This is a genomic window from Candidatus Eisenbacteria bacterium, assembly GCA_016235265.1.
GTDB lineage: Bacteria > Eisenbacteria > RBG-16-71-46 > RBG-16-71-46 > JACRLI01 > JACRLI01.
The window spans coordinates 125482-138359 of sequence record JACRLI010000004.1 but is presented as its reverse complement, the minus strand read 5'-3'; the positions used below and the strand labels follow the sequence as shown (position 1 = coordinate 138359).

Here is a 12878-nt window from a genome sequence, read left to right as displayed (position 1 = left end):
TCGGTGCGAGTGGAGTCCACCCATCCGACGAGCCGGCACTTAGCCACAATCAGTGCGCCGCGCAGTCCGGTGAGGGGGTCCTCCGCGCCGACGACGCGGCCGGCGATCTCTCCCGTGAATCCGGCCTCTGCCCCGGGGCATGGGGAGGATGCAGCAGCGCACCCGAGACTGCAGATCAACAGCCACACTTGCCATTTCTTCACGGCCATCTCCTTTGGAAGTGCAGGCTTGGTCGCGGAGAGGTCATTGGAACGTGGGGGGTCAGGGCCGGCCCGGGAAGGTGTCGGGGCTTCAGCAGGAATGAGAAGGAGCGGCCGGAGCCGGGGGCGCGGGGCCCCCGGATCTCCATGCCAATCTAGCCGGGGGCACCCGGCAGGTCAAACGGCCGGCCGGCCGGCGCCGGCGCGGTGCCCGAATTCTACGGCCCGTTCATCACGAACCGGATCGGCACCTCCACCCACGCCGCGACCGGGTGGTCGTTCACCAGCGCGGGCTTGAAGCGATACTGCATTACCGCCTCCGTGGCGGCCTCGTTGAGCACCGGCACGCCCTTGAAGATCTCCACCCTTTGCGGCTTCCCGTCCGCGCCTACGTACACCCGGAGCACCACCAGGCCCTCGATGCCGGCTTCCTTCGCCAGCGGCGGGTAGCGCGGCATGACGGCGCGCGACACCATGGGCGGCTCGTCGTAGTACGGAGTGTCCGTGCGCTGCTGGGATGCATCCTCGGGAGGCGGCGCGATCACGATCCGGTCCGACGCGCCGACCGCGCCCGGAACGGCATCCAGCGCGCGCTGGATCTCCTCCGAACTCGGCAGCGTGTGGTCCGCCGGCGCCGTGGCATCGGGGACCGGCACGGCGATCCCGTTGGTGAAGCTGGCCGGCCTGGACGGTACCTCGGGCGTGTACTTCTGAACCCTGATCGGCGGTGCCTCGTACCAGCGCGGGTAGACGATCACCCGCGACCGAGTTGGCGGCGTCAGTCTTCGCGCCAGCTCCAGCGCCCCCAGGGCCGCCAGCACCAGCGCCAGGCTCACCGCCGCCGATCCCGTCGCCCCCGCCGTCATGAACCGCCGCGCAGCCTCCTTCAATTCCGAGGCGCCATACCCGTCCAGCCGAGCGACAACAGCCGACATGGCATTCTCCCGAGGGGTCCGGTGGCCACAACAAGGAGGGGCTGGAACAAGGGAGGGGACAGGGCAACGGGACGCGAACAGCCAGGGAGGGGAACTCGAGCACGGCAGGAGGGGACCCGATGGAGACGGAGCCCGCCGCGGGGCTTGGCCCCGCCGACACGAACAGCATAGCACACCGCGGGGGCCATGCACGCACGCAGGTCGAGTCACAAAACCAAGGCGGGCGGAACCTCGAAGGTCCCGCCCGCCTGGTTGTTCGACTGTCCTATCGGCCCCGAACTTCCGGGGCGGCTGAAACTACCGCGACAGGACCAGCTTCTTCGTCAGCGACTGGTTGCCGGAGCTCAGGCGGTAGTAGTAGATGCCCGAGCTGACCGACTTGCCGCTCTCGTTGCGGCCGTCCCACGTGGCGCTGTAGTCGCCCGCGGCACGGACGCCATCGAACAGCGAGCGCACCAGCTGACCGTTGACGTTGTAGATCTTGAGCGCCGTCGGCGCCGACTTGGCGACGCTGTAGCGGATGCTCGCCATGCGGTTGAACGGGTTCGGGGTGCTCTGGCGAAGCGCGAACGCCAGCTTGCCGTCGCCCACGCCCAGCGGGCCGGACGGGCCGCAGTACATGTCGTCCGTGGCGCGCGGAGCGAGCGTCCACAGACCACTGTAGTAGTCCAGGATGGCGCACATGGCCACGTCATCGCCCGGAGTCGGCGTGTACGCGTACAGCGCGTTCCGGTCCACCTTGATGGTGTCGGCACCGGCGCGCAGGCGCCAGGTCCGGGTCGGGTCAACGACCGTGTCCGAAGCGACCTTGCCCGTCGTGGCGACCAGCATGCCCTCGTACAACTCGGCCGTGGCCGGGGCGCTGCCGTTCATCTGGGCCACGGTCAGGGCGACCGGCGCCGGGAGCGTGTTGCCCGAGCTGTTGACCACGGCGTAGAAGATCAGCCCCAGCTCGGTCTTGCCGTTGAACTCCTGCACCTGGCCGGCCATGGTGACGTTGTCACCGCGGGTGACCTGGATCGGCGGGGAGTAGGTCTCCACGCCACTGTAGGAGGCCAGGGACATGTCCTGGATGAAGATCGCGCCGCCGCTGCGGTACTCACTGCTGCCCACCGTGGCCACACCCTGCGTCGTCACCCACTCGTTGATGATCGCCGACGAGTCGTGCTGCGAGCCCGGGGTCTGGATCATGGTGATCGGCGTGATGCCGCCGCGGAAGCCCTTCTTCTGTGTGCCGACCATGGCGGTGCCCAGCGGCGGAACGCCCTTCACACCGGCCACGTACAGCGTCTCGGCAGAGCCACCGACCATCGCCGGCGAGACCAGGAACGTGATGCTGGTGGAGTCGGTGGAAAGCGTGCCGGCGCCGGACGGGTTGGTGTTCAGCATGGCGTAGTTGTTCGGGTCGGTGGCGGTCACCGGGTCCATCTTCTTGTCGAACAGGGCCACGACGTGCGTCGCGTCAATGGAGTAGGCGCGGAGCAGGTTCGGCGGCGGCTCGGCGCCGATGTAGGTCAGGTCGCCGGTCAGGCTGCGCGGGATGATCTTGTAGCCGCCGTTTTCCTGGTTGGCGATGCCCACCACCGTCCGGTACTGCGTGCCCGCCACCCAGTAGGTGCTGGAGTTGGACGGGGTGCCCGGGATCATCTTGTCGTCGATGCGGCAGGTGTCCACACCCGCGCCCATGCAGGCCGGGGGCGTGTTGGCTTCCATCTGCTGCAGGCCGCCCTCGGTGAACGGGTAGCCCTGCGTGATCTGCACCGAGTCCAGCTCCACCAGCACGCCTTCCCACTGCTCGGCGCAGGTGGCGTCGGTGAAGCGGAACGCGCCGGTCACCAGGCGCACCGGGCTCGGCACGGCGGTGTGGCCGGTCTTCTGCACGTAGTAGGGGAAGGTCCCGTTGAGGCCCTTGCCGATGTTGATTTCGGACAGGGTCACGCCCGCGGCGCCGAACTCAGCGTACACGCCCTGCACGGTGACGATGTCACCCAGGGCGATGGCGTCGTGCGGATAGCCGTTGGCCGGAACCGGGGGAGCGGTCGGGTTGTCCGCGCCGGTGTAGCACAGGATGCCGGACCACGGGCCGCCGCCGGGCTCCTGCGCCCAGAAGCCGTAGGTGGTGGGCTTGAGGTCGAACGCGGTGACGATGAGCCCGGAAAGGCGCAGCGTGTCGCCGGCCACCGGGTGACCGGTGATCAGCGCGTTGCCGGTGGTAGTGCCGTACTGCTGCACGTCGTACACGGTAGTGGCGGCCAGGGTGCTGTCACCACCGGTTCCCCAACCATGCGCAGCGAACGCGGGGGCGGACAGGCTGCACAGCGCGACAAGCAGGGCGCCAAGAGCGAGAAGCCGTTTCATCGAAGTCCCTCCAAAGGATGTCCATCGGTTGCGGCCCGCGATCCGATGCCCGGTACATACCCGGCCGGGATTCGGACGTCGGATAGCGCGGAAGGATGCGAGTCACCTGTAGGCTGTACGCGCGCTGCACCTCCCCGTGCAGATGAGGTACGACTACCCTCAAAAAACCCCGAGTGTCACCGGCACTCGTTGTACGTGGCTTACCCGCATAAATACTAGCCGATTTTCAACTTATAGTCAAGTGAGGGGTTTGACTAGGTTCCCCACCCGAAATCCCGTAACCCATTGCAGAAACGTCAAGTGGCACGTAACGGTGCATTTCACACAAGTTTACATCTTCTGAGAGGCACAGATCACCGATCGAGGTGCAGCGATGGGGCGAAAGAAAGACCCCGGCGCCGGGTGGGGCGCCGAGGTCAGGAACCTCTGGTCAGGCCTTCAAGCCTCTCGTCGCCGGCCTGGGGCCGGTGGCCCGGCCGGCGCGGGGATCTTCGCCTGCATCCGGCTCAGCGGCGGATGTAGCCCGCCTGCAGATTCTGCAGCAGCCGGCGCAGCACCGCGTCGCGGTTGCCGAACCTGGTCATCTTGTGCAGGGCAACCGAGGAGAACGTGGTCCGTCCGCCCCCGGCCACGGTGCGCGTCGCCACGCCCACGTGGTTGCCCTTCACGTAGCCCGTCTCCAGGGTATCGTCGCCGGCCTTCTGGTAGGGCAGGTAGAACTCCTGCACCGTGGAGTCGGCCGGCACGAAGAAGTCCAGGAAGCCCAGGAAACTGGCGGGGATGGCCAGGCTGTCGCCGGGTACTGCCGGGTTGCCGGACTTCAGCACCTGGTTGCTCCTCAGCGTGTAGTTGCAGTCGGTCGGCGGGCTGGGGTGCGCGCAGTAGGTCTGGCCCACGCCCAGGTAGTACTTGTGGAAGTCGTCCGAGAGGATGCGGTCCTGGCCCACCACCGACAGGGCTGAGAAGAACAGTCGGCCGCCCCGCTCCAGGAAGTGGCGCACCGCGTCGGCGCACACGTTCAGGTTGGTGGGCAGCGCGGTGGCCTCGTTGTACCACACGATCAGGTCGTAGTGCCGGAACAACTCCTCCGCGTCCGCGGCGAAGCGGAAATTGTCGTGGTCGAAGGTCTCGTACAGCGTGTACCGCCCCGCGGTCATTTCGTTCACCGTGTTGCGGTACATGCTGTCCATGGGGCTGGTGTTGTCCATGACGCTGGGGCTCTTGTTGTAGTCGTCGATCAGGAGCACCCGGGTGCCGTTGGTGACGTAGGCGTCCACCTGCCAGGTGAAGCTCACGGTGTTGCCCTGGGCCTGGGCCTCGTCAACCACCGACAGGTGCACCGTGTGCTGACGCGTGGTGGACACGTCGCCGAAGTGCTCCATGCGCAGCGTGAACACCGTGTCGGCCTGCGAGAGCAGGGTGTCGAAGCCGCCGCCCGCGGCGCCGTCGTCGAGCCACAGGTGATAGTTCCGGATGGTGTGCTCGCCCTCGGGGTCGCTGCCGCGCCACTGCAGCGTTACCACCGGCATGAAGTGGTAGATGCCGCCGTGGCTACGGTGCGGCAGATTGTAGAAGTCCACCTGCGGCGGATGGTTGGTGAGGTCCAGGTGCAGGCTGGCCGGGTGCGGGTCGCGCGCGCCGGCATTGTCCACCGCGCGGACCCAGAATGTGAACTCGGCGGCCCGGTCCGGGATGGGCAGCGCGAAGATGCTGTCCACCATGGTGGTGAACCTCCACGCCGTGTCCGCCGGGGCCAGCCCGTTGGTGGTGAACTGGATCTCGAAGCCCGTCACGTCGCCGTCCGGGTCGTTGCCCGACCAGTGCAGGCGCACCCGGTAGCTCATGGTGTCAATCGGGCCCTGCAGGAAGACCTGCGTCAGGGGCGGCTGGTTGGGCTTGCGCGGGGTGGTGGTCTTCGAACAGCCCACCGCGCCCAGCGCGGCGAGCAGGGCCAGGGCCAGGAGGGCCCGGATTGCGCGGCTCGTGTGCGTGCTCACTGCTCCTCCCGGTCGGACTTGATGACTGCGAACTTGCCCACCTGCCGCTTCCCGCTCTTCGAATCCTCGACCGAGTACAGGTACAGCCCGGTGCCCACCGCCTGGTTGAACCGCGAGATCAGGTCCCAGGCGAACATGGATCCCGACAGGATCGGCGGCTTGATGGGGAAGTCACGCCCCTCGGAGTACACCCCGCGGGCGTTGGCGCCGTGGTAGGTGGAGGAATCGAAGTCCGACTCGTACACCAGGTCGCCCGCCAGCGTGTAGATGCGCACCTTGCAGCGGGCCGGCAGGTTGGCGAACCACAGGTAGTGATCCTTGGCGAACAGGTTGGCGTCCCAGCGCGCCTCCACCCGGTACGGGTTGGGAAACACCGTGACGCCCAGGTTGGTGGTCTGCGCGCCGGTCGGGCCGGGGACCACCATCATGCGGTTCTGCGTCTTGCCGCTCTCCAGCGGGTCCACCCGCGGGTTGCCGCTGTCGAAGGAGGTCACCGAGGCGAAGTACTTGAAGCCGTCCCGCAGGCCACGGATCACGTAGTGGTACTTCATGGTGTCCACGCCCGTGGAGTCGCCCGTGGGGCGCCGGATGACGCGCTCGAAGGTGACCGGCGAACCGTCCGGGAGCCGGAGCGAGTCCAGCCCGGTGTTGAAGCCGGTGGTGTCGTCCCGGTCGAACTGGGCCACGAGGTGCATGTTGTTGGCGGACTCCCCGAAGTACACGCGGTAGCCCTCGAAGTCGTGCTCCGTGCCCGGCGGGCCGGTGAGGTCCACGGTGTTGTCCGCGGAGCCTTCCCACAGCAGTTCCAGCGCGTTGTTGCCCGGGCGCGCGTACAGCCGCGGCGAGGGCGGCGGCGTGGGCAGGTTGTAGTTCAGGTTGAACGCCAGCTGCGCGTTGCGGGTGGCCAGCTCGGCCAGCTCCTGCGCGTGCTGCGGGTCGCCCGAGGCGCCGCCCACGAATGCGAAGTCCACGGTGATCGAGTCGCCGCGCTGCAGCACCGGGAACGGCCCCACCGTGATCCACTGCGAGGGGTCGCTGGTGCCGGCCTCCTGCGGCTCGATCTCGGTGGGGATCTGCATGAAGGTGTACTTCTGGTCGTCGCTGCCGCGCGCGTACGCGGGGTCGTCGAAGCCCAGGCCGCCGGAGTACTTGTGGGTCAGGAACCGCGCCCGCAGGCTGTCGCCGTGCGCGTACGGGGTGCCCAGCGTGTCCGGGTGCGTGCCCAGCACCGCCACGCCCACGACCGCGGGCACCCGGTCGTACTTGCAGCCCTGGGTGGACTCGCAGTAGCGCTCCGTGAGCAGCCGCAGCGAGGGCGTATACGTGATCAGCTTCTTGCTGTACGGGGCCGCGCCGGTGAGCGAGGGGTAGTACGGGTAGGAGGCCTTGTTGAGGCTCTGCATCTCGGTGTAGTGGGTCACGAACACGTTGCGCAGCAGGTCGCCGGTGTTCTTGATCACCACGTGCTGGATGATGAAGTTCTCGGCGAAGCCGAACGACCAGCTGTAGATCGACTCGGTCACCTGCACGTTCAGCGGGAAGTGCAACTCGTCGCCCACCTGGGTGCCCGGGTTGTCGCCGAACCGCGCGATGATGTCCTGTTCCGAAACCGCCCTGGGGTTGTAGATGTCGCTGGTCTCCAGGCTGCTCATCACCTGCAGCAGCGCGCCCTTCTTGTTGGGCAGGGGCGTGAATTCGCTGTAGGGCGTGCCGATGGAGCCATTCTGGTCCTGCGAGCCGAACGAAACCGCCACGCGGCTCTGGTCGGCGCAGGTGTCGCACACGGTCTTGGCGCCGATCCAGATCCCGCCGCGCACCATGTGCTCGTTGGTGGATCCGGCCGGGTAGGTGAAGTTCGGGGTCACGGAACTGGTGTAGCCCAGGCCCCACGAGCCGTAGTTGGTGAAGGTGATGTTGAGCAGGTTGTTGCTCGTGGTCAGGTACCCGTACCGGCCGACCAGGTTGGGGTCGGTGGCCGCGGGCCGCCACGGAGGGGAGACCGGGAAGTCGTGGTCGGCGGCGCGGGCCGCCGGGCCCGCCGCGAGGGCGAGCAGGCACAGCGCGAAGAGCGCGGTCTTCTTGAGGGTCATCGCTGGAACCTGTAGACGTTGACGCGGTGGGAAAGCGGGTCCGCCACGTAGATGTAGAGGTTCGCCTGGACCAGCCCGGCGGATGCCGACACCGGGCCGAGCATGCCGTCCGGGCCCACCTGGTTCACGACCTGGTCGAACCGTCCGTCCTGGAAGTAGCGCAGGACGCGACGGTTGCCGGTGTCCACGACGTAGAAGTAGCCGCCCTCGTCCACCGCCACGCCCAGCGGGCCGCGCAGCGTGCCCACCGTGTCGGCCTCCGAGCCGTCCACCTTGAAGTAGCCGAGGTTCTTCCGTATCGGGTCCAGCTGCTGGGCCCAGTCCTTGCCGGTGTCGGCAACGTAGATGCGCTCCCCGCCGAACACGATGGCGTGGGCGTCCTCCACCGTGCCGATGCCGGTGCCCTGCTCGGCCACCGTGTCGCGCACCGTGTAGGCGGGCGCCCGGTAGCGGTAGATCACCGCCTGGGTGTCCACCTCGGCGGGGTTGGGCGGCTGGAACACGGTCACCTTCGCGTCGCACGACACGTACAGGTTGCGCTGCAGGTCCGCGGTGATGCCCTTGATGCGCACCCAGTCGGTGTCGGACACGGAGAACTGGACGGCCATGGGATCGTCCAGGCCCAGGGCCGGGTTGAACCCCTTGATGGCCACGGGGTTGTTGCGGGTGCCGTCGCCCAGGTCGGCCACGAAGATGTGCCCGCCGCCCTCGCTGACCTGCACCGGGCGGACCAGCCCGTCGAAACGGTAGGTGTTCACCCGGAAGGCCTGGCGGTTCACGCCCAGGGCCGCGTAGTTCTGCACCCGCGCGCTGTCCTCGGCCACCAGCAGGATGCCGCTGTGCGTGAGCAGCACGCACGTGGGGTTCCAGTCGGGCTGGGTCCAGCCCGCCACCTGGATGAATGTCGCGGGCGGCGGGATGTACGGCTGGCGCGGCGACTGCACCGGCTCGGTGAAGCGGCGGCTGCAGCCGGTCGCGGCGGCCGCCAGGGTTGCGGCGAGCGCCAGGATGGTGAGAGTCCTCGTGTACTTGATCATCAGAAGGCCGCCTGCAGGGAGATGCGGTTCACGTGGCCCAGCGGGCCCGCGTCCGTGTAGGAGTAGTCAACCTGGCCGCTGAGCCCCGCGATCTCGCCGCGGAAGCCCGCGCCCGCGCTGAACTTGAACGCGTCGCTGCGGATCTGGTAGCCGGAGCGCAGCGCGAGGTGGCCCACGATCAGCATCTCGGTGCCGGCGCGGTACTCGATCGCGTTGTCGGAGGCCTGCGAGGCCTCCAGCGCGGTGGTCCAGCGGAACTTGTCGGTCTCGATGGGCTCGAACCCGATGCCGTAGCGGAACATCGTCGGGGGCGAGAAGGCGTCGTAGGAGCGCGTGTCGCCGGTGTTGCCGGACACGAACTGCCCGCGCGGGCCCGCCTCGCCGCCGAAGTTGGTGAGCGACATGCCCACCCGCAGGCTCCGCCAGCCCAGGTAGTAGATGGAGCCGATGTCGAAGAGCAGCGCGCCGGTGGACGGCGCGTCAATCTGGGTGCCGAAGTCCTCGCGCGCGTACTTCACCCCGAAGCCGATCAGCAGCCTGTCGGTGAAGCGGCGGGCATAGGTGGCGCCGGCCACGAAGTCGGTGAAGGTGAAGGTGCGCCCGGTGCCGAACGGGTGGTACTCGTCGGTCTCGGCCATCTCGGCCGCGAAGCCGCCCAGCTGGATCGCCAGCGAGCCGCCCAGTTTCGGCGAGGGCAGCACCACCACCATGTGGTTGTAGCGGATGTCGGCGGGATAGTCGGCGGTGTTCACCTGCACCTCGCGGCGCAGGATGGCGCCGATGCCCGCCGGGTTCCAGTACACGGCGCTGGGGTCGTTCGCCACCGAGACGAACGCCTGGCCCATGCCCTCGGCGCGGGCGCCGATGCCGATCTTGAGGAACTCCAGGGAGGCCGTGCCGCGGCGCTGTCCTCCCAGCTCCTGCTGCTGGGCGAGGGCGAGGGCCGGGACCAGGGCCGCGGTGAGCAGGGCCGCGAGGGCCCACGCGCGTGGCGCGCCGTTGCGTCTAGAAGTCATAGGACAGGCTCAGGCGGTAGTTGGCCGGGGCGTTCTTCACCGACGGGTTGCTCACGATCTGCTGGTGGCGGAACTTCTGCACGTCGGTGCGCTCGTAGTTGCCCCACAGCCCGTAGCCGTCCTCGTAGCCGCGGCCCGTGGTGGGGTCGATGAACTTCGCCAGGCCGCTGTTGAGGACGTTGCTCCCCGTCAGCGAGGCGCGGATTCTCCTGCCGAACAGCCTGAATTCCTGGTCCAGCTTGAGGTCCATCGTGAACTCCATCGGCGCGTTGGCCGAGTTGGCCTTGCCGATGGCGTCGGCGCGGACGATCACGGTGCTGTCCTTCTTCACGTCGCCGAACACCACCGTCACCTTGCTGGGGGTGTAGGCGCGGCCGGAGCGCAGGCCCATGTTCACCGAGAAGTTGAAGTTCCGGGGCAGCGTCACCAGGCCCAGGATCGAGGGCCGCTCCCGCTCCTCGCGGGTGGACCAGCCCAGCCGCGCGCGGAACTGGTGCGGGCGGTGCCAGTACGCCACCTCCTCGCCCACGCGCGCCTCGCGCGTGTCGCCGCCCAGGTCCTGGATGATCTTGAGCTGGTTGGGCGTGGAGGACTTGGCGCGGATGGTCGAGTACTCGTAGGTGGCCCGCGCCGAGAAGAACTTCGAGCGGCGCTTCTCCAGCTCCAGCTCGATCCCGCGCGAGCGCGAGAAGTCGCTGTTCAGGTAGATGGCGAACGGCGCCAGCGAGGTGCCCTGCACCCGCTGCGAGCGCGCCAGCGTGGGGTAGCCGTAGGTGTCCTTCTGGTAGAAGGACACGTTCGCGGCCAGGTGCTCCGAGATCTGGTGGCGCCCGCCCAGCTCGTACTGGATGGAAACCGTTGGGTCCAGGTTCAGATTGCCGATCTGCGGGAAGTTCTCGCTGGAAAGCGAGCCCATCTTCGAGAACACGTAGAAGTAAGCCGGCCACTGCGTGAACTCGCCGTAGTTGAAGTAGAAGTTGTCGCGGTCCGTGATGGGGTGCGACACCGAGATGCGCGGCGAGAGGTGGCCCTTGGCCCGGCGCCCGAAGAAGTTGAAGGTGTTGTCGCGGTAGCCGGTGGCCACCGTGGCGGAGATGTTGGGCCGCCGCGCCAGGTAGGAGGAGTTCACCGCCATGCTGTCGATGTCCATCAGCGCGGTGTCAATGGACGCGTCGGCCTCCGAGCCGGGCACGAACACGTCCCAGCGCAGCCCCACGTCGGCCACGAAGCCCTCGTAGTCGATCTTGTCGCGCAGGAACATCACCGCGGAGGCCGGGCGCACGTGGAAGATGTCGTGCTTGCTGCCCAGCGTGTCGGGGTCGGCGTCCCAGGGATTCTCGATGTCGATGAACTGGACCTCCTGGAGGTTCAGCTCCCCGCCCAGCTTGAGGTCGTGGTGCCGGCTGGTGCGGTTGATCGAGTAGGAGAGCGAAAGCTCGCGGCTGTAGCGGTCCTCGAAGATCGAGTCGTCGCCGGTGTCGCGGAAGATGTCGTAGGCCTTCAGCGTGTCCGCGGTGCCCGCGCCGATGGTCTTGAAGATGTCGTCGTTGGGCTGCTCGTACTCGCGCCACGGGGCGTCCACCCCGTTCTTGCCCTGCACCCCGACGCGAAGCAGGCTCACGTTTCGCGACACCTGGATCTGCTGGACCATCTGCGTGCCGTAGACGTGCGTCCAGTTGGCCGCCAGCGTGTTGTTGTCCTCCACGTCCACGGCGGCGTGGTCCATGCGGTTGATCCACTGGAACGGGTAGGTGTTGCGGTCGTCGGAGATGTCGCTGGCCAGGTGCCGGCCGAAGCCCTGGTCAATCTGCAGCGACTTGCTCATGGAGACGAAGATCTTGTCGCCGGGCCGCGGCTTGTACGAGAGCTTGTACAGCCCCGACCAGCCGTTGTCCTGGCGCGGGGAGAACAGCCCCGGGTAGGTGAACAGTGCGCCCAGGAACGAGTCCTGGTAGCGCGGCCGGAGCTGCAGCTTCTCGCCTCCCGGCCCGCGCTTCTGGTCGATGTTGGTGAGGTAGGTGCTGCTGAACTCGCTGCTCACGTTCGCCAGGAAGGTGAGCTTCGAATCGTGGTTGAGCCCCAGCAGCTTCGAGATGGGCTCGGGGCCGTCCACCTGCACCGTGGCGCCGTCGGTGTTGAACGAGCGCGCGTGCAGCTTGCCGTCCTTGCCCAGGAAGTTGAACGGGCCCTCGAAGCCCAGGAAATGGTCGGTGCGGAACTCCACCAGGCCGTGGAAGCGCTCGGAGCCCTCCTTGAGGCGCACCTGCACCACGCCGGAGAGAGCCTGGCCGTACTCGGCGTCGAAGCCCCCGGTGATCACGCCCACCTCCGCCACCGAGCCGGCGCTCAGCTTGCCGGCGGTGCCCTTGCCGGAGACCAGGTCGCGGGTCTTGGCGCCGTCCACGATGTAGCTCACTTCGTCGGTCCGGCCGCCGCGGATCCGGAGCTCGTCGTTGGTCTTGCTCACCCCGGTCTGCAGCTCCAGCACCTGGTCGAGCGTCTGCACCGGCATCTTGCGGATGTCGTCGCTGCTGACCGCGCGCACCGTGGAGGAGGAGCGCACCTCCACCAGCGGCCGCTCCGCGGTGACCGTGATCTCCTTCTCGCGGCGCACCACGATCTGCTTGAGGCGGAAGTTGCGGGTGGTGTTCCTGCCCGCCTCGATGGTCACCTCGTCGGTCACCGGTTCGTAGCCGATGAAGTTGACCTTCAGGGAGTGCTTGCCGGGGGTGATGCCGGTGATGCGGTACTGCCCCTCGGAGTCCGAGAGGCCGCCGGTGCGGGCCGTGGTCACGCCCACGCTGGCGAAGGGAATCGCGCGGCCGTCCTGGTCGGTGATCTTGCCGACCAGCGTGCCGCGGTCATCCGCGCCGGACGCGGACTGCGGGGTCACCACGAACGGGAGCAGGGCGAGCACGGCGACGAGGAAGCGGCGGACCTTCATGCGAGTCTGGTTGCCTCGGGTTCGGGTCGTCGGGACGATTCCGCCGGGCAGGGTCCGCCGTGGTTCCGGGCGGCGGCTACGCTCGGGGATAGGAAATCTCCGTCGGATTCACTGGCGGGCGCTCGCGGGGCTCCCTGCTGCCGGTGCTCTGCACGCTGCCGTTTCCGATTGGCTCGGGAACTCGCTCACGCGTGATGGCACTCTCGTGAGGAAGGGTCGCCGCAGTGTAGGCCATGGATCGGGTCCGTGGCAATGCGCGAGTGGATCACCCGCCCGGGGGGACCGGAGCGCCCCTGGCGGG

Annotated in this window: 7 protein-coding genes; all 7 read right to left on the bottom strand. The window is 67.9% G+C overall.

Features of this window, described 5'->3' with window-relative positions; translation table 11 throughout:
- Nucleotides 1-418: 418 nt before the first annotated feature.
- The gene (locus HZB25_02560) at nucleotides 419-1135 is read right to left on the bottom strand and encodes an energy transducer TonB (GenBank protein MBI5836105.1); all 717 of its coding nucleotides are present in this window, start codon (nucleotides 1133-1135) and stop codon (nucleotides 419-421) included.
- Nucleotides 1136-1432: 297 nt separating this feature from the next.
- Complete coding sequence (locus tag HZB25_02555) at nucleotides 1433-3493, bottom strand: T9SS type A sorting domain-containing protein (GenBank protein MBI5836104.1); 2061 nt, start codon at nucleotides 3491-3493, stop codon at nucleotides 1433-1435.
- A gap of 506 nt (nucleotides 3494-3999) precedes the next feature.
- Nucleotides 4000-5490, bottom strand: a complete 1491-nt coding sequence (locus HZB25_02550) for a hypothetical protein (protein MBI5836103.1) — start codon at nucleotides 5488-5490, stop codon at nucleotides 4000-4002.
- Nucleotides 5487-7580 carry a hypothetical protein gene (locus HZB25_02545; GenBank protein ID MBI5836102.1) on the bottom strand — a complete coding sequence of 698 codons (2094 nt, stop codon included), beginning with the start codon at nucleotides 7578-7580 and terminating at the stop codon, nucleotides 5487-5489. The genes HZB25_02550 and HZB25_02545 overlap by 4 nt, the downstream gene beginning before the upstream one ends.
- A complete protein-coding gene (locus HZB25_02540; protein ID MBI5836101.1) occupies nucleotides 7577-8617 on the bottom strand; it encodes a hypothetical protein in 1041 nt (346 codons plus the stop codon). The genes HZB25_02545 and HZB25_02540 overlap by 4 nt, the downstream gene beginning before the upstream one ends.
- Entirely contained in the window at nucleotides 8617-9633 is a 1017-nt protein-coding gene (locus tag HZB25_02535; protein ID MBI5836100.1) for a PorV/PorQ family protein, read from the bottom strand. The genes HZB25_02540 and HZB25_02535 overlap by 1 nt, the downstream gene beginning before the upstream one ends.
- Entirely contained in the window at nucleotides 9623-12577 is a 2955-nt protein-coding gene (locus HZB25_02530) for a TonB-dependent receptor (protein ID MBI5836099.1), read from the bottom strand. The genes HZB25_02535 and HZB25_02530 overlap by 11 nt, the downstream gene beginning before the upstream one ends.
- Nucleotides 12578-12878: the final 301 nt, after the last annotated feature.